Below are 16,958 nucleotides of genomic sequence, written 5' to 3' on the forward strand. Positions count from 1 at the left end.
TCGGGGGACCGCGCTTTCATATTGTGGCGCCAGCGCCTTGAGTCTACTAAATACCCGCCCATGACCCGTATCACCCTCATCGACAATTACGACAGCTTCACCTTCAACGTGCTCCACGCCATCGGGCGCCTGGGCGCGGAAGTGACCGTCGTGCGCAACGACAAGACCACCGTCGACGAGGTTCTGGCGGGCAAGCCCGACGCCATCGTGATCTCACCCGGCCCCTGCACGCCCAAAGAGGCGGGCATCTCGTGTGAACTCATTGAGAAGGCCGGCAAGACCGTGCCGATCCTCGGGATCTGCCTTGGCCTCCAGGCCATGGGCGATGTCTATGGCGGCGATGTCGTGCGCGCGCCCGTGCCGGTCCACGGCAAGGTCAATACGATCAAGCACACCGGCAAGAGCGTCTTCCGCGGCATCAACGAGCCGATCCATGCGACGCGCTATCATTCGCTGATCGTCGACCGCAAAACCCTGCCCTCGGATCTCGAAGTCACGGCCGAGAGCGAAGACGGGCTGATCATGGGCTTGGCCCACAAATCCCACCCCGTTCACGGCGTGCAGTTCCATCCGGAAAGCATCGCCTCCGAACACGGCTCCACCATCTTCGCGAACTTTCTGAAGCTCGCCGAAGAATGGAACAAGAAGCGCGGCTGACATGGAACGTTTCCGCCCCTTCATCGCCCGCGTCTCAACCGGCAAACCCCTCACCCGTGACGAAGCGACCGAGGCCTTCGACATCATCATGTCGGGGGAAGCAACGCCCGCGCAGATCGGCGCATTCCTGATGGCGCTGCGCGTGCGCGGCGAAACGGTGGATGAGATTGCCGGCGCGGTTTCGGTGATGCGCGCCAAGATGACGAGAGTCGAGGCTCCCGCAAACGCGGTCGATGTCGTCGGCACCGGCGGCGACGGCGCGGGCTCCTACAATATCTCCACCTGCGCGGCCTTCATTGTCGCGGGTGCGGGCGTTCCCGTCGCAAAGCACGGCAACCGCGCGCTCTCCTCGAAATCGGGCGCTGCCGATGTCCTGACGGCGCTCGGCGTCAAGATCGATCTTGCCCCCGAAAAGATTTCGCAGTGCATCAACGAGGCCGGCATCGGCTTCATGTTTGCGCCCAACCATCATGCGGCGATGAAGCATGTCGGCCCGGTGCGGGTCGAAATGGGCATCCGCACCATTTTCAACATTCTCGGCCCGCTTTCGAACCCGGCCGGCGTCAAGCGCATGATGGTCGGCGTGTTCGCCCCCACCTGGGTCGAACCCATCGCCAACGCCCTCGCCCAACTCGGCACCGAGCATGCCTGGGTCGTCCACGGCTCGGACGGTCTCGACGAGATCACCGGCACCGGCAAAACCTTCGCCGCAGAAGTGAAGGACGGAAAGGTCCGCATCTTCGACATTCATCCCGAAGAGCTCGGCCTCATCTGCTGCTCGGCGGATGATCTGAAGGGCGGCGATGCGAGCGTGAACGCCACCGCGCTGCGCGGCGTTCTCAACGGCGAGCAAAGCGCCTATCGCGATGTGGCTGTGCTGAATGCTGCGGCGGGCATTGTCGTTGCGGGCAAGGCCGACAATCTCGCCGATGGCGTTGTGCTGGCGGGCCGCAGCATCGATACCGGCGCCGCCAAAGAGCGGCTGGAAAACCTTATCCGCGTCTCGAACGCCTGACCTCATCCTGAGGAGCCGCCGAAGCCTGCGTCTCGAAGGATGGGCCGCGGAGTTCCCATGGTTCGAGACGCGAGCTTTGCTCGCTCCTCACCATGAGGCTGAAGCGTCGGGATTACTGCTGCACCGAGCGCGTGATCGCCTCGGCCATGATCTCCGCCACGCATGGTTTCTGATCGAGCACCGGCAAAGCGAGCTTTGCGCTCTGCTGCGACAGATATTGCATCGATGCGTAACGGCGGATCACCGGCACCGCTTCGCTTTTCGACACCTCTTCGATTTCCCCGACAATCGGCACATAGAGCCGCTCATGCTTTACATGCGGCACGAAAGGCGGATCGACGAAGACAAGATCGGGCCCTTGCCGGTCGATCCAGTCGGATGCCTTGTCAAGTACAAGCTCGAATTCATCGATATTGCTGGACGCCAGCGCATCGGCGGTGCCGACCTGCCAGATCACAAGATCGGGCGCCGCGCGCGAGACGAGCGTGCGCATGCTCTCGAAATCCTCTTCGGCAAGACCCGGCGACAGGCTCGCCGAGACATCGAAGCTGACGCCGGGCATCCGCCCTTCCAGCGCGTTTTCCAAAGTCTGTACGGCCTGCGCCGCCGGCGCGAGAACGAGCACGCGCACCGGACGTTTGCGCAGGATGAGCGCCTCCGTCCGGTCGAGATTGCCGGCGAATTTCAGATAGGCGTCCGGCACCTTGCAGTGCGGCGAGAAACCCGCCGCAGACGGCCAGGCGGTGAGGACTACGAGTGCTGACGCTGCGAGGCAGCGGACAGCGCCGAGCTTCCTGAGCGATACCATTCGAGCACTCCGGCAAGAACGAGTTGAGACAGAATACCAGATGTAATGAGGATCGTGTCCAGTCCCGGCGAGCCGCCGAACTGCGCACGCACCATTTGTGCGGCGATTGCAAATACTGTTCCCAGGCAGAACACCGCCAGCGAGTGGCGGCCGAGCACAACGAAGGGCCGCATCAATTCGTTGTCACGCAGCCAGCGTTCCACCGGCAGATGCGCGGCGACATAAGTCAGCGCCAGCACATGCAGCAGCCGCGGCAGGAAAAGATTGGTCTTGTCGAAATCCCAGATGAAGCGCGGAATCCAGTGCGGGTTCCAGCTCGGATAAAAGCCGCTGACGATCCATACGCAGGAAACCGCGAGATAGGTGCAGGAGATCCAGAGCAGCCATCGCGGAAACTGTGGCCAGCCGCCGTCGATGATTTTGGCGCCGAGCGCAATGCCGATGGCGAACAGAAGCTGCCAGCACAGCGGATTGAGAAACCACCAGCCTTCCGACGGATAGGTCGGAAAGTTCAACCACAACAGCTGCGAAGCAAGATACAGCGCACCGGACAGCGCAAGCATGGCCACAAGGCTGCGCCCGGCGAGAAACAGCAGAACCGGCGCCATGATGAGCAGCACGATGTAGAGCGGCAGAATGTTGAGATAGGCCGGCTGCAGACCGAGCGCGGCCAGACCGACAAGACCCGGCACCGTGTCGTTGATCAGAATGTCGAGATGCAGAGCCTCGAAATAGCGCATGTCGCCGGTCGTCGCGACGGAATGCGCGATGATCGCGCCGCACACGATGATGAGAACGATATGCGCCATATAAAGCTGGAAGGCGCGCTGTACGATGCGGAAGCTCGTCGTGCCCGCATGGCCGCGGCGAAAGCGCGGCAGATAAGCAAGCGCCGCCGCGACACCCGCAAGCATCACGAACACCTCGGTCGCATCGGAGAAACCGAAGTTCCGATGCGTGAACCGCTCGAACATATTGCCGGGAATGTGGTTCACGAAAATCGTCAGAAGCGCGAGCCCGCGCCAGAAATCGACGCTGAGCAGCCTGGTGTTTTCGCGGGAACCCATGACGCGACTTTACGGGGCTCGCCCCTTATTTCTACCGCGCCGGTCGTCGCACCAGCCGATAGGCGAACACATCTTCGGGAGTGATTGAAAACCCCGATTAAGCCTTCAGCCGGCTGGGGCTTTCAGGGGCACCCGAAAATCGGTAGACCCTCCCCATGTCCGACATCCTGTCGCAAATCGAAGCCTATAAGCGGCGCGAGATCGCCGAGGCCAAAGCCGCCCGCCCCCTCAAAGAGGTGGAGAAGGCGGCGCGCGCGGCTGCGCCCGTGCGCGGCTTTGCCGACGCTATTGCCAAAAAGATCGCTTCGAGCCAGACGGCGCTTATCGCCGAAGTCAAAAAAGCGAGCCCTTCCAGAGGCTTGATCCGCGAGGACTTCGACCCTGCCGGCCTTGCTCTGGCCTATTCGAAGGGCGGTGCCGCCTGCCTTTCCGTCCTCACCGACCGGCCGAGCTTTCAGGGTGCGCCGGAATTTTTGAACGAGGCCCGGGCGGCCTCGGGCCTCCCGGCCCTGCGCAAGGATTTCCTGTACGAGGCCTATCAAGTGGCCGAAGCCCGCGCCTGGGGCGCGGACTGTATTCTCATCATCCTCGCCGGCGTCACCGACGCGGAGGCCAAGGAGCTTGCAGCCGCCGCAAAGGACTTCGGCCTCGACGTTCTGGCCGAAGTCCATAACGAGGCCGAGCTTGAGCGGGCGCTGAAGCTCGATGCGCGGATGATCGGTATCAACAATCGCGATCTCAGAACCTTCGACGTCTCGCTCGAAGTGACGGAGCGCCTTGCGCCGATGATTCCGAAAGACCGCATCATTGTCGGCGAGAGCGGCATCTTCACGCCGACCGATGTCGCGCGTCTGGCCGCCGCCGGCGCGAATACGATTCTTGTCGGCGAGAGCCTGATGCGGCAGGCCGATGTCGAAGCTGCAACGCGCACGCTTCTCGCGCCGTCCGGCGCCCGTTCGGCGGCGGAGTGATCATGACAAAGCTCACGCATATCTCTGAGACCGGCGAAGCCCGCATGGTCGATGTGTCGGAAAAACCGGAAACCGATCGCGAGGCGCGCGCCGAAGGCCGCGTCGTCATGGCCAAGGAAACGCTGGATCTCATTTTGCGCGGCGACGCCAAGAAGGGCGATGTCATCGGCGCGGCACGCATTGCCGGCATTATGGCGGCCAAGCGCACGGCCGATCTCATTCCGCTCTGCCATCCGCTGATGCTGGCGAAAATCATTCTCGACATCACGCCCGATCATGCCCTGCCCGGCTTCCACGTCGCCTGCACGGCGAAGGTCAACGCCCAGACCGGTGTCGAAATGGAAGCCATGACGGCGGTGTCCGTCGCGTGCCTGACGATCTACGACATGGCAAAAGCCGTCGATCGCGGCATGCGCATCGAAAATATCCGGCTTCTTTCCAAAAAGGGCGGACGCACCGGCGACTGGCGCGCGCCGGACTGACATGGCGCCCCCCGGCAAAAGCCTGCTTTCCGTCGAAGACGCGCTCAGCCGCGTGCTCGACGGCGCGGGCCGTCTTGGTGATGAGATCGTCTCCGTGTACGACGCGCTGGGCCGCACGCTCGCCGAGCCCGTCATCGCTAAACGCACACAGCCGCCTTTCGCTTCTTCCGCCATGGACGGCTATGCCGTCATCGCCGCCGACGCGACGGTCGGCGCCCAGCTCGACGTGATCGGCGAAGCCGCAGCCGGCCATATTTTTTCGGGGCGCGTGAAGCCGGGCGAAGCGGTCCGCATATTCACCGGCGGTGCAGTGCCCGAAGGCGCGGACTCGGTTCTTATCCAGGAAAATGCGGTGCGTTCCGGCACACGCATTCACGTGCGCGAAGACACAAGATCCGGCCAGCATATCCGCGCCGCAGGCATCGACTTCAAGGGCGGAGATCTTCTGATCCCGGCGGGCACTGCGCTCTCGACGCGCGCCCTGGCGCTGGCCGCCGCGACCGGTCATTTGCGCCTTCAATTGGCCCGCCGTCCGCGCGTCGCGGTGCTGGCGACAGGCGATGAACTCGTTTCGCCGGATGCGGTGCCCGGCCCGGCGCAGATTACGGCCTCGAACTCCTATATGGTCGGCGGCGTTGTCAGCGCCGCCTGCGGCGAGGTGATCGATCTCGGCATCGCCCCCGACAAACTCAGCGACATCCAGGCCGCCGTACGCCGCGCGCGCAAGGAAGGCGCCGATGTTCTGGTGACGACCGGCGGCGCCTCGGTCGGCGAGCACGATCTCGTGCAGGAGGCCTTCAAGAACGAAGGCATGAAGCTTGAATTCTGGCGCATCGCCATGCGTCCCGGCCGCCCGATCATGTATGGACGGATCGGCGATATGCGCGTCATCGGCCTGCCCGGCAATCCGGTCTCGGCCTATACCGGCGCGATGCTGTTCGTCGTGCCGCTGCTGCGCGCGCTGCAGGGCCGCACCGACATCCACCATGCGCTGGAACATGCCGTTCTCGGCTCGGACCTTCCGGCGAATGACTGGCGCGCCGATTATCTGCGCGGAACGCTCAAGGCACGCGAAGATGCGGCGGCCATCGCCACACCCTTCCCGCGTCAGGATTCGTCGATGATGCGGGTTCTGGCGGAAGCCGAATGTTTGATCGTGCGTCCGGCGGAGGAGCCGGCACGTAAAGCCGGCGATCCGTGCCGGATCATCAGGCTCGGGACGAGCTCGTAGCGAAAGCCGCGGCGTAATCGCGGATGACTTTGCCGGGCGAAGACGCCCGCATCACCGTGCCCATCACGGCAAAGCCATAGGCCCCGGCCTCGACGCAGGAGAAGCCGGAACGCGGCGTAATCCCGCCGAGCGCAAAGATCGGAATGCCGATCGCCGATGCCTCGCGGATGGTTTCGAGACCGAGCGGCGGGCCGTAGCCGGGTTTGGATTCGGTCGGGAAGATGGGGCTGAGCGTCACGTAATCGGCGCCCTCTTCCTTGGCGAGGCGCACTTCGGCGACCGAATGAGCGGAGACGCCGATCCAGCCTTTCGGCAAAAGCGCGCGCACGCCGTCGATATCGCTGACGCGCTGCAGATGCACGCCCTCGGCGCCCACATCGGCGGCGAGCTGCGCATCGCTGCTGATCGAGAGCTTCGCCTTGCACTCATTGGTGACTTCGCGGAGACGCTGGGCCATGCGCCGCCGCTCGAGCGGCGGCAGATCGCGGTCGCGCAGCAGCACCCAGGTGCAGCCCGCTTCCTTGCAGACCGCCCGTACCACATTCTCGACCGTCGTCCGGACCTGAGTTCGGTCGGTGATGACGAGAATGCGGGGCAGATCGGCCATGGCTTTATGAGCCTACAAGACCAAGCTGCGGGCTGGAAGGCTCTGCCCTTCCCCTTCGGGGGATACGTCCGGCGAGATAGGCCAACCGCCCGGCATCGACGGCATGGCCCATGGCGGCGGCCATACGCACCGGATCGGCCGCCTTGGCGACCGCCGTGTTCAGGAGAACGGCCGAAGCGCCGAGCTCCATGGCGATGACCGCGTCGGAGGCCGTGCCGATGCCGGCATCGACCACCACCGGAACCGGCGAGCGCTTGCAGATGAGTTCGATATTCGCCGGGTTGGCAACGCCCATGCCCGAACCGATCAGCGAGCCCATCGGCATGACGGCGGCGGCGCCGAGATCGGCGAGCCGCTGGCAGATCACGGGGTCGTCGTTACAATAGGGCAGCACGGTGAAACCGCGAGAGATCAGCTCTTCCGTCGCCTTCAGAAGCTCCTGCACATCGGGATACAGCGTTTCGCGGTCGCCGATGACTTCGAGTTTGATCCAGTTGGTCTCAAGCGCTTCACGCGCCAGTTCCGCCGTGAGGATCGCATCGCGCGCGGTTTCGCAGCCCGCGGTGTTCGGCAGGAATTTATAGTCCTTCAGCAGTTTGACGGTGTCGAAGCCCTGCCCCGCCAAAGAGACGCGGCGGATAGACATGGTCACCATCTCGGCGCGGCTCGCCTTCACCGAGTCGAGCAGGACCTTTTGATTGGGATAGCCGGCCGTGCCGATCCACAGCCGCGAGCGAAAACTCTCGCCGGCAACAACAAGCGGATCGTCAAAGATCGTCGTGTCGGTCATCTTCAACCTCCCGGCAGTGCGCGAACGATTTCCACGCGGTCGCCAGCATGAATGCGCGCCGTTTCCCACTGGGTCTTCGGCACGACCTCGCCATTGACGGCGACGGCGATGCCGCGCTGGCTATGGCCTTCCTCAAGTTCGGCGGCGAGAAGCTGGGCGATGTTCGCCGCCTCGATCGTCTTCGCCTGGCCGTTAATTGTCAGTTCCATTTTCTCTTAGAGCCCTTGAGTCAAACGGTCGGAATTCTTGCCGAACCGCTGAAAAGTAAACGCTGTCTCCGGCCCGTCCATACGCCCATCCACAATCAGCGAAGATAGCGCGCGTGCCGTCACCGGCGCGAGGAGAATGCCGTTGCGGTGATGGCCGGTCGCAACGACAAGGCCCTCAATGCCGACTTCGCCGAGGATCGGCGCATCGTCGAGCGAAGTCGGGCGGAAGCCCGTCCAGATTTCGTCCACGGCGAGTTCCTCCGTGCCCGGAAGAACGCGGCGCGCAGCTTCAAGCAGGGCAAACAGACCGCCCGCGGTGTTGGACTTGTCGAAGCCGCGCTCCTCGACCGTCGCGCCGATGATCAAACGCCCATCGCCTTTCGGCGCCATATGGATCTGTTCCGTCCATACGATATGGGTCAGCGCCGGCATGCGCGGGTCCATGCGGAGCGCGATGGACTGGCCCTTCAGCGGACGCACGGGAAGTTCGAGCCCCTGCACGAGCTCCGGCGACCAGGCGCCGGCCGCAAGAACCACAGTTCCGGCGGAATAGGTTTCGGTCTCTGTCGTGAGGCCCGTCACCTTGCCGCCTTGGCGCTCGAGCGAGACGACCTTTGTGTTTTCGAACAACGCGCCGCCGGCTTTGACGAACGCTTTCGCCAGAGCTTTCGCGACCAGGCGCGCATCGACCTGGTGATCCTGTTCGCACCAGATGGCGCCCGAGACATTGGGGCGAAGCCCCGGCTCGCGCTCGCGCGCCAGAGTGCCGGAAAGCCAGACCGATTTGATGCCGAGCCGCATTTGCAGATCGTGGCGGAAGCGCAGGCGATCCACCTCATCGCGCGACAGCGCGACGACCATGGTGCCTTCCGGCCGGTAATCGACGGAGACGCCGCTTACGGCTTCAAGTTCGGTCGCGAAATCCCGCCACAGGCCCTGGCTGGCCAAAGTCAGCGGCAGAAGATCGTCCTCGCCGGGCTCAACCTCAGCCGTCGCGGCCAGCATGCCGGTGGCGGCGCGCGTCGCGCCCGAGCCGACCTGGTCCCGCTCGAAGATCGCGACCGACAGGCCGCGCTGCAAAAGCTTCCAGCCAATGGAAAGCCCGATAATGCCGCCGCCGACAATGGCAGCGTCAAAGCGGGCCTCACCGGCCTTCCGCCCATCGATATTGATGATCTTGTCCAACCTACGCTCCCTTCGCTGGCATTACCCAGGCAGGTTCGTCGGGTTTGTTCTCAGCCGCTTTCGCAGCACCCCGGCATATGACGGTGAGATAAGGCCGTTCGGGACCCCATGCAAGCCGTCAGACAGGAGTATTCTACACGGATTCTCAGGCGATTGCGAAGCCGGTCCTAGCCCAGCGGCCGGCCCCTTTTGGCGGCCGTCCAGAGTGCCGCCTGACGCCGCCATTGTGGGGCCTCGATCAGCGTCCGGAAGGGGTTATAGCCGCTCTTTTCCATACGCTTCAGATAGAGATCGCACAGTGCCACCGGCAGGAACGCAGCGGAAGCTTCCGGCTTGATCTCGCGCGAAACCCTGCGCGCCGCTTCAAGGTGGTGGCGCGCCATCGCTCGCATCTCGCGCAGCGCCGCATAGACGCCGTGGCTGGAACGCCCGGCCAGAATGTCGTCACGCCGCGCTCCATGGCGGGCTAGCACTTCGGCAGGGATGAACACCTGCCCGCGCTCGGCATGGAAGGGCAGCGCGCGCAAAAGGCCTGTAATGGCATAGGCGACGCCGGCATGGCCTGAGGCTTCCGCGCCGCCCGGCTCACCGCCGCCAACAAGGATGATCGATGCCAGCCGGATCAGCGCCGAAGAGGTGTCGCCCGTATAGCCTTCGAGATCGTTCACTGACGGGATCGGGTCGTTATAGAGGTCGAGCACCCGCGCCTCGGTCATGCGGACAAAGGCATCGGCCGGCAGGCGGTTGGCGGCAATCGTCGTGCGGATGGCCTCCGCCACCGGATGCGCACTCGCCTCATCCGGCCGCTGACCCTGCAGCACCTCCCGCCACCAGGCGAGGCGGATCTCGCCGGGGATCGGTTCGGAGACGGCTTCGCGGACGCGGGCGATTTCGCTGTTGAAGGCATAGAGGGCAAAGAGGCCCGGCCGCCGTTCGGCGGGCGCAAAGAGCGTTGCGAAATAGCGGTCCGGGTCCTGTTCGCGGACGAGCTTCTCGCAGAAAGCCGCCGTATCCATCATCTGGCATTCTCGACGGCAATCAGCGCCGCCGCAACCTTCCTCTGGTCGCCTATCAACACATTGTAGGTACGGGCGGCCGGCCCCGTCGCCATGACGTCAACGCGCAGGCCGGCATCTTTGAGCGCCTGGCGCAACCTCGGGTCGAGGTGAACATGGAGATCGCCGGTGCCGATGAGGAAAATCTCGATCTCGGCGGCCTCTTCGATCGCCTTCTCGAAACTCTTCAGCGTGATTTCGGAAGCCTCGTTCGGCGCCCAGGACCAGACGCCGCTGGGCAGGCACAGGATCGAGCCGCGATGCGACATGTCCGCGAACCGGAAGCCGCCATTGCCATAGGCATCGAGCGGCGTGCGTCCCGGAAAGTGCGCGTCTTCGCGAGGCGCGGCCATCGGCGCTTAAGGCCGCGCGGGCGCAGGTGCCGGGTTGTTCTGGAAGGCGCCCTGGCGCAGGCCGAGATAAATGAGGCTCGGCGTCGACACGAAGATCGCCGAATAGGTGCAGATAACGATGCCGATGAGCATGACGATGGCAAAGCCCTCGATCGCCTCGCCGCCGAACCATACGAGCGCGAGCAGCGACAGGAAGGTGGTCATCGAGGTGATGGCGGTACGAGCCATGGTCGTATTGATCGACAGGTCCAGCAGCTCGATGTCCGGCATGGTTTTGTAGCGGCGCAGAAGTTCGCGCGTACGGTCGAACACGACGACGGTCTCGTTCAGCGAATAGCCGACAATGGTCAGGATCGCGGCGATCGAGGTCATATTGAATTCGAACTGCGTGACGAGGAAGAAGCCGCAGGTGAGCAGGACGTCATGCAGCGTGCCGATGAGCGCGCCCATCGCAAGGTTTCGCTCGAAGCGGAACCACAGATAGGCAAGCACGGCAACAAGCGAGAGCACGACGCCGACCGTGCCGGCTTGGACGAGCTCACCCGAAACGCGCGGCCCGACGGTCTCGACGCGGCGGAATTCATAGGCCTCGCCGAACGCTTCGCGGGCCTTCGACACGACAGCGCTCTGCGCCGCCTCGCCGCCTTCCTGAATCGGAAAGCGCAGCGACAGGCCTGCGGCGCCGCCGAATTCCTGCACCTCGGTTTCGCCGAAACCGAGCGCATTGGCGTGCTCGCGCACGCTCGCAACATCGGCGGTACCGGATTTGGCCTGCAGCTCCATGAGCGTGCCGCCCTTGAAGTCGATGCCGAAATTCAAACCGTGCGTGAAGAACAGGCCGACAATGACGAGCGACATGATCGCTGAGAAGGCGAAGCTGACGCTGCGCCAGCGCATGAAGCGAACTTGCGAATTTTCCGGCCAGAGTCTCAGGAGGCGCATCTTGTTCTCCTCAGAACGGCAGCGTCTTGGCCCGCGTCCAGCGGTACCAGAGGGCGATCATCATGCGGGTCATGGTCACGGCGGTGATAACGGTCGTCAGAATGCCGAGGATGAAGACGACGGCAAAACCTTTCACCGGGCCCGAGCCCATCAGGAAGAGAATGACGGCGGCAATGCCCATGGTCGAGTTGGAATCGATGATGGTCGCGAAGGCGCGATCGAAACCGGCGCCGATGGCCGTCACGATATTTCTGCCTCCGTGAAATTCCTCGCGGATGCGCTCATAGATCAGAACGTTCGAGTCGACCGCCGTGCCGATGGTCAGAACGATGCCGGCAATGCCGGGCAGCGTCATCGTTGCGCCAAGCAGCGACATCAGGCCGAGGATCAGGCCGACATGGATGATGAGCGCGATATTGGCGATGAAGCCGAACACGCCATAGGTCGCAAACATGAAGATGATGACGAAGATCGCGGCATAGATCGTCGCCTTGGTGCCGGCCTCGATCGAGTCGCGGCCAAGGCCCGGGCCGACGGTGCGCTCCTCAACGACCGTCAGCGGCGCAGGCAGTGCGCCGGCGCGCAGAAGGATCGCAAGATTGTTGGCGCTCTCCACCGTGAACTGGCCCGAAATCTGGCCCGAACCGCCGGTGATCGGCTCGTTGATGCGCGGCGCCGAAATCACCTTGTTGTCGAGAACGATCGCAAACGGCTTGCCGACATTCTGGGTCGTCGCCGTCGCAAAGCGGCGCGCACCGTTGGAATTGAAACGGAAGCTGACGATCGGCTCGTTGTTGCGCTGGTCGAAACCCGGCTGTGCATCGATCAGATCTTCGCCCGAAACGAGAACGCGCTTTTCGACGAGAAACTTCTGATTGGGATCTTCAGTGCTCGGCAGGATTTCCGATTCCGGCGGCGGACGGCTCAAAACCGCCTGATCGACCGTCATCGACATGTCGACCATGCGGAAGGTGAGCTTTGCCGTCTGGCCGAGAATGTTCTTCAGCTGTTGCGGATCTTGCAGACCCGGCACCTGAACGAGAATGCGGTCGGCGCCCTGGCGCTGGATCGAGGGTTCCGTCGTACCGAGTTCGTCGACACGGCGGCGGACAATTTCGATCGACTGGTCGACCGCCGACCGGATGCGGGCATTCGCGCCCTCTTCCGTCGGCGTCAGCGTAATGATGCCGTCCGGCGTGCTGGTGACGGTGAGATCGCGGGCCCCACCGCCGGTGCCGAACAGCGAATTTGAAATCGGCTGAGCCAGCTCACGCAGCTTGGGGAGCGCACGGTCGAGATCGGTCGCTTCGCGCAGGCGCACCTGAACGCCATTCCCGGCATTGCCGAGGCCGCTATATCCGATGCGCTCATCCCGCAGCAGCGTGCGTACCTGGTCGCGCAGGCTCTCAAGGCGCTCGGCCCGCAGCGCATTGCCGTCGACTTCGAGCAGGATGTGCGAGCCGCCCTGCAGATCGAGGCCAAGCACGATGGTGCGCTGCGCCCAGCTCGGGAGCTTGGCGCGCACCTCCGGCGAGACCAGGTTGGGGACGACCAGAAGAAGGCCGAGCCCGACGATCAGCAGGGTGAGAAGCGTCTTGGTGCGGGAGTAATGCAGCATGGGCTGGGGAACGCCTTATCAGGCGTCGTTGGCCACGGGCTCGCCCTTGGCGCGCACGTCCGAAACCATGCCGCGCGCCACGCGCACTTTTACGTTATCGGCGATCTGCAGCTCGAGTTCCTGCTCATCGACCACCTTGGTCACCTTGCCGATGATGCCGCCCGTCGTGACGATCGTATCGCCGCGGCGGATGTTTCCGATCATCTCCTTGTGCTGCTTCATGCGGCGCTGCTGGGGACGGATCACAAGGAAATACATGATCACGAAAATCAGCAGGAACGGCATGATAGACAACAGGAATCCGCCCTCACCTCCGGGGCCAGCAGCCTGGGCAAAAGCGGGGGTCGCGAACATCTGAAACTCCATGGAAAAGGCGGGCCGGAAACGGGTATTCCGAAGCGGCGCGGACTATAGCGGCCGTCCCCTAGAAAGCAATCGGTCCACATGGACATGGAGCCCCCCCGGCTTTATCTCCACCCCATGACCGCAAATCCTCTGACATCCGACGCTCTTGGCCGCATTGCCGAGGCCCTGGAACGGCTTTCCCCGCCCTCGGGCGCCCAGGCCGACCTTTCGACCGCCGATGCCTTTGTCTGGCATGCGGCGGACCGGCGCCTGGCCCCGGTCGCCCGGGTCAATCGGGTGGCGATCACCCTTCTGAAGGGCATTGACCGGAACCGGGATACCCTCGTCGCCAATACCGAGCGCTTCGCCAAGGGCCTGCCGGCCAATAACGCCCTCCTCTGGGGCGCCCGCGGCATGGGCAAAAGCTCGCTGGTCAAAGCCGTCCACGCCTCGGTGAACGCGGCCGGGCTCGACCAGCCGCTGAAGCTCGTCGAAATCCACCGCGAGGATATCGAGAGCCTTCCCGTTCTCCTGAACGTCCTCCGGACCTCGCCCTACCGTTTCGTTCTGTTCTGCGACGATCTCTCTTTCGATGCCGGCGACAGCTCCTACAAGGCGCTCAAAGCGGTGCTGGAAGGCGGCGTCGAAGGGCGGCCTGAGAACGTCCTCTTCTACGCGACGTCGAACCGGCGGCATCTTATGCCGCGCGACATGATCGACAACGAACGCGCGACCGCGATCAATCCCGGCGAAGCCATCGAAGAGAAAGTCTCGCTGTCCGACCGTTTCGGCATCTGGCTCGGCTTTCATCCGTGCAGCCAGGAAGATTATTGGGAAATGGTGCGCGGCTATGCGCGCGAGTTCAATCTCGATATGCCGCTCAGCGATCTGCGTTCGGAGGCTCTCGAATGGGCAGCGACGCGCGGCAACCGCTCGGGCCGCACGGCGTGGCAGTTCATTCTCGATCTTGCCGGCCGCATGGGCGTGAAGCTCGGCTAGCGCCGCACCATTCGCAGTTTGACGCCTTCTTCCCCGGCGACGGCAAAGCCGCAGCGCTCATAGAAGAGCCGCGCTGAATTGTTGCGCAGCACGGTCAAAGTCGCGGGCTTGCCGCTCGCGCGCCATATGGGAACAAGAAAATCCAGAACCTTTGAGCCGATGCCGCGCCGCTGCTGTTCGGGCGCGATGAAGAACTGCTGCAGGGTAATTTCCGAGAACGTCTCGTCCAGCTGAAGCCAGCCGATCCGTTTGCGGCCCGAAAAGATGATCCGCACATTCGGCGCGTTCCAGTTTCGCGCAAATCTTTCGCGCTGCTCTGGCTCATCCCATTCTATGAACTCGGACGTCAGCGGCTTCATCGCCTGGAGATAGAGGCGGAGCGCGAAGCCGTAATCGCGCCCTGCAACCGGCTTGAGGCGGATCACTTCGGCACGAGAAATGGCGTGCATTCCTTGCCGAGCCCGCCGAGTGTCATGAGGCTGCTGTCGCAGCAATCGAGACCGTCACGGCCGACATAGGTGTTGTCCTTCGTACAGACCGCTGGCAGGAGTCGGCGCCAGGTTACGCCGTTCGAGTTCGGCCCTCCCGTGCCGGCCTTCTCGTAACTGCAGCCTTCGCTGCGCTGGCGTTTACGGTTTGCACCCTGCTCGCGGTTGAAGGCGGGCTCGCCGATCTGGCGGCACCTGTCCCAATCCGGCTGGTCGGCGGTCTTTTTGTCCTTGGCGGCCGAAATGATTTCGGCGCAGCCGGGATGATCGGGCGTTGCAAGACAATAGACGCGCGTGCGCAGCATGCTGTCGGAGTTGGCTTTCAATCCCGCGCATTTGCGTTTCAGCGGTTCGGGCAGGCCCGGCTGCGGGCAAAACACGTCATAGAAGGCGGGTGTGAAATCGAACTTGTTCCGCGGCGGTCCCCCGCCCCGGTAGCGCACCGTCAGGCACGAACTGTCGGCAGCGGAAAAACAGATGCGGCACATCTCGCCTTTTGTGCAGCGCCGCGGATTGCTGCGCGAACTTGCCGGGTCGAAAGCAACCGAAGTGCCGTTGCGTTCGGGATGCAGCACGACATGGCTGTCGCAATCGCCCGGACAGGAGGCGCCGTCCGAATAGATGGTCGGCTCCATGTTCTGTGCATGAGCAAGCGTCCCAAATCCGGCGGCGAGCAAAAGAGCGGCTGTGAAGGCTGCGATGCGCATGTGCGCGAAAGCCAAACACATCCTTTAATTGCATGCCACAAGAAAAAGCGGCCGGGGTTTCCCCCGGCCGCAAAGCCTCAAAATACAGGTCCGCTTTTTTGCTTTTATCCCTGAGGAAGGTGATCCATCGGATCGACCGGGCTCGCACCGCGGCGCACTTCGAAGTGAAGTTGCGGCGTCGTTACGCTGCCCGTTTTACCCGAACGCGCAATCGTCTGGCCGCGGCGCACGACATCGCCGCGCTTGACCAGAATTTCGCTCGCATGGGCATAGGCCGTGACCCATTCGCCGGCATGGCGGATGAGAACGAGATTACCGAAACCCTTCAGCTCGTTTCCGGCGTAAGCGACAACGCCGCCTTCCGCCGCCTTGATCTCGGTGCCTTCCGGCACGGAAATGTTCACGCCGTCATTGCTCTGGCCGTTTGGCTTGGCGCCGAAGCCGGAAATGACGCGGCCGCGCACCGGCCAGCGGAAATCGGTACCGCCGGTCGAGCCGGTCGTCACCTGCGGTTCCGGATCGGTATAGGTGGCTTTCTGCGTCTGCGGAGCCGGTGTCGGAGCTTCGGCCTGCTGACGCGGCTGCTCGTCATTACGATAAACGAGCGGCTGAACTTTCGCCGGCTGGTCCACCGGACGCTGCGCCTGGGCCGTCTGAGCCCGCGCACCGCCAGGGATTTCAATCTTCTCGCCCATCTGGACGCGATGATCGAGGCCGACATTGTTGACCTGAGCAAGCTCGGTCGCGGTAACTTTGTAGCTGCGCGCGATCGAGAACAGAGTTTCGCCGGGCTGCACGGTGTGCGAACCGCCGCGCGTCGCCTGCACGACAGGCTTCGGCTTCTGCGGAGCCGCAGCAAGCGGCTTTTGCGCCTGAGGCTGCTGACCGCGATAGGCCGGAATGACGAGGCGCTGACCGGGCGTCAGCGACGCATTGGCCGGAAGATTATTCGCCTGCGCAATCGACGACGCCGGAATGCCGTAGCGGTTGCCGAGGCCGAACATGGTGTCGCCCTGCTGCACGACGACGGTCTGACCGCCCTGGGCGCTCCAGCCGGATTGCGGATTGTATTGATACTGCGACTGATTTTGCGGCTGCGCGTAAGGCGCAGGACGCGTCGGATTGGCCGCATAGCTGTTTGCCGAATAATTGCCGGATGGCGGCGGCAAAGGCTGCGAACTCACACTTCCCGAAGGGGCGCTGTTGACCGACCCGGTATAGGTCGAGGCATCGGCCCGCTTGGTGAAGGGGTTCGAAAATGGATCGGAGCTGGCGAAGCGATCGGTCGCGCTGCACGCCGCGGCCGAAAGGCCTAGGGCGCCGGCAGCCGCAAAACGGATGCTGAGGCGGATAAAAGACGCCGGGGACATGGCTAAACTCGCACGCAACAGACACTGACGCGTCGAATAAAGCCCCGAGTGGGTAAACA

At 63.5% G+C, this 16,958-nt stretch carries 20 protein-coding genes and 1 riboswitch; of the genes, 6 read left to right on the forward strand and 14 right to left on the reverse strand.

Annotation, left to right across the window (positions count from 1 at the left end; genetic code table 11):
* The first annotated feature begins 60 nt into the window (after nucleotides 1-60).
* Nucleotides 61-657: an anthranilate synthase component II gene (locus tag IZ6_RS08975; RefSeq protein ID WP_222874732.1), complete on the forward strand. Its 597-nt coding sequence runs from the start codon at nucleotides 61-63 to the stop codon at nucleotides 655-657.
* 1 nt (nucleotide 658) lies between these two features.
* Nucleotides 659-1,672: an anthranilate phosphoribosyltransferase gene (gene trpD, locus IZ6_RS08980; protein ID WP_222874733.1), complete on the forward strand. Its 1,014-nt coding sequence runs from the start codon at nucleotides 659-661 to the stop codon at nucleotides 1,670-1,672.
* A 112-nt stretch (nucleotides 1,673-1,784) separates the two neighbouring features.
* Here the strand turns inward: trpD and IZ6_RS08985 are convergent, their stop codons facing one another.
* Entirely contained in the window at nucleotides 1,785-2,480 is a 696-nt protein-coding gene (locus IZ6_RS08985; RefSeq protein WP_222874734.1) for a hypothetical protein, read from the reverse strand.
* Nucleotides 2,423-3,547 carry an OpgC family protein gene (locus tag IZ6_RS08990; protein ID WP_222874735.1) on the reverse strand — a complete coding sequence of 375 codons (1,125 nt, stop codon included), beginning with the start codon at nucleotides 3,545-3,547 and terminating at the stop codon, nucleotides 2,423-2,425. The genes IZ6_RS08985 and IZ6_RS08990 overlap by 58 nt, the downstream gene beginning before the upstream one ends.
* Nucleotides 3,548-3,702: 155 nt before the next feature.
* Here IZ6_RS08990 and trpC point away from each other — a divergent pair, with 155 nt between their 5' ends.
* From trpC to IZ6_RS09005, 3 genes are read left to right on the forward strand one after another with little or no spacing between them, the layout of a single operon-like run.
* Nucleotides 3,703-4,518 (forward strand): indole-3-glycerol phosphate synthase TrpC, encoded by an 816-nt coding sequence (gene trpC, locus IZ6_RS08995; RefSeq protein ID WP_222874736.1) that lies wholly within the window; start codon nucleotides 3,703-3,705, stop codon nucleotides 4,516-4,518.
* Between the two features lie 2 nt (nucleotides 4,519-4,520).
* Complete coding sequence (gene moaC, locus IZ6_RS09000; RefSeq protein ID WP_222874737.1) at nucleotides 4,521-5,000, forward strand: cyclic pyranopterin monophosphate synthase MoaC; 480 nt, start codon at nucleotides 4,521-4,523, stop codon at nucleotides 4,998-5,000.
* A 1-nt stretch (nucleotide 5,001) separates the two neighbouring features.
* Nucleotides 5,002-6,231 (forward strand): molybdopterin molybdotransferase MoeA, encoded by a 1,230-nt coding sequence (locus IZ6_RS09005; RefSeq protein ID WP_222874738.1) that lies wholly within the window; start codon nucleotides 5,002-5,004, stop codon nucleotides 6,229-6,231.
* Here the strand turns inward: IZ6_RS09005 and IZ6_RS09010 are convergent.
* From IZ6_RS09010 to yajC, 9 genes are all read right to left on the reverse strand, one after another.
* Nucleotides 6,209-6,838: a thiamine phosphate synthase gene (locus tag IZ6_RS09010; protein WP_222874739.1), complete on the reverse strand. Its 630-nt coding sequence runs from the start codon at nucleotides 6,836-6,838 to the stop codon at nucleotides 6,209-6,211. The two genes, IZ6_RS09005 and IZ6_RS09010, sit on opposite strands and share 23 nt — an antisense overlap.
* Before the next feature lie 4 nt (nucleotides 6,839-6,842).
* Nucleotides 6,843-7,628 carry a thiazole synthase gene (gene thiG, locus IZ6_RS09015; RefSeq protein ID WP_222874740.1) on the reverse strand — a complete coding sequence of 262 codons (786 nt, stop codon included), beginning with the start codon at nucleotides 7,626-7,628 and terminating at the stop codon, nucleotides 6,843-6,845.
* Nucleotides 7,629-7,630: 2 nt separating this feature from the next.
* On the reverse strand, nucleotides 7,631-7,837 hold the full coding sequence (gene thiS, locus IZ6_RS09020; protein WP_222874741.1) for a sulfur carrier protein ThiS: 207 nt from the start codon (nucleotides 7,835-7,837) through the stop codon (nucleotides 7,631-7,633).
* A 6-nt stretch (nucleotides 7,838-7,843) separates the two neighbouring features.
* Nucleotides 7,844-9,022, reverse strand: coding sequence for a glycine oxidase ThiO (thiO, locus tag IZ6_RS09025; protein WP_222874742.1), 1,179 nt, complete (start codon nucleotides 9,020-9,022; stop codon nucleotides 7,844-7,846).
* Nucleotides 9,013-9,105: riboswitch (TPP riboswitch) on the reverse strand. (Overlaps the previous gene by 10 nt.)
* An 84-nt stretch (nucleotides 9,106-9,189) precedes the next feature.
* Nucleotides 9,190-10,038 (reverse strand): phytoene/squalene synthase family protein, encoded by an 849-nt coding sequence (locus IZ6_RS09030; protein ID WP_222877591.1) that lies wholly within the window; start codon nucleotides 10,036-10,038, stop codon nucleotides 9,190-9,192.
* The gene (locus IZ6_RS09035; RefSeq protein ID WP_222874743.1) at nucleotides 10,038-10,430 is read right to left on the reverse strand and encodes an Mth938-like domain-containing protein; all 393 of its coding nucleotides are present in this window, start codon (nucleotides 10,428-10,430) and stop codon (nucleotides 10,038-10,040) included. Before IZ6_RS09035 ends, IZ6_RS09030 begins: the two co-directional genes overlap by 1 nt.
* A gap of 6 nt (nucleotides 10,431-10,436) precedes the next feature.
* Complete coding sequence (secF, locus tag IZ6_RS09040) at nucleotides 10,437-11,372, reverse strand: protein translocase subunit SecF (RefSeq protein ID WP_222874744.1); 936 nt, start codon at nucleotides 11,370-11,372, stop codon at nucleotides 10,437-10,439.
* A gap of 10 nt (nucleotides 11,373-11,382) precedes the next feature.
* Complete coding sequence (gene secD / locus IZ6_RS09045; protein ID WP_222874745.1) at nucleotides 11,383-12,990, reverse strand: protein translocase subunit SecD; 1,608 nt, start codon at nucleotides 12,988-12,990, stop codon at nucleotides 11,383-11,385.
* 18 nt (nucleotides 12,991-13,008) lie between these two features.
* Nucleotides 13,009-13,275, reverse strand: coding sequence for a preprotein translocase subunit YajC (gene yajC, locus IZ6_RS09050; RefSeq protein ID WP_420825542.1), 267 nt, complete (start codon nucleotides 13,273-13,275; stop codon nucleotides 13,009-13,011).
* A gap of 195 nt (nucleotides 13,276-13,470) precedes the next feature.
* On the opposite strand from yajC, the gene IZ6_RS09055 reads away from it, so the two are divergent.
* Nucleotides 13,471-14,334, forward strand: coding sequence for an ATP-binding protein (locus tag IZ6_RS09055; RefSeq protein ID WP_222877592.1), 864 nt, complete (start codon nucleotides 13,471-13,473; stop codon nucleotides 14,332-14,334).
* On the opposite strand, the gene IZ6_RS09060 is transcribed toward IZ6_RS09055, so the two are convergent.
* From IZ6_RS09060 to IZ6_RS09070, 3 genes are all read right to left on the reverse strand, one after another.
* The gene (locus tag IZ6_RS09060) at nucleotides 14,331-14,783 is read right to left on the reverse strand and encodes a GNAT family N-acetyltransferase (protein WP_222874747.1); all 453 of its coding nucleotides are present in this window, start codon (nucleotides 14,781-14,783) and stop codon (nucleotides 14,331-14,333) included. The genes IZ6_RS09055 and IZ6_RS09060 overlap by 4 nt on opposite strands.
* On the reverse strand, nucleotides 14,756-15,544 hold the full coding sequence (locus IZ6_RS09065; protein ID WP_222874748.1) for a hypothetical protein: 789 nt from the start codon (nucleotides 15,542-15,544) through the stop codon (nucleotides 14,756-14,758). The genes IZ6_RS09060 and IZ6_RS09065 overlap by 28 nt, the downstream gene beginning before the upstream one ends.
* An 89-nt stretch (nucleotides 15,545-15,633) precedes the next feature.
* Nucleotides 15,634-16,899: a peptidoglycan DD-metalloendopeptidase family protein gene (locus tag IZ6_RS09070; RefSeq protein ID WP_222874749.1), complete on the reverse strand. Its 1,266-nt coding sequence runs from the start codon at nucleotides 16,897-16,899 to the stop codon at nucleotides 15,634-15,636.
* Nucleotides 16,900-16,958: the final 59 nt, after the last annotated feature.

The organism is Terrihabitans soli (genome assembly GCF_014191545.1).
In the GTDB taxonomy this organism is placed as follows: Bacteria; Pseudomonadota; Alphaproteobacteria; order Rhizobiales; family Methylopilaceae; genus Flaviflagellibacter; species Flaviflagellibacter soli.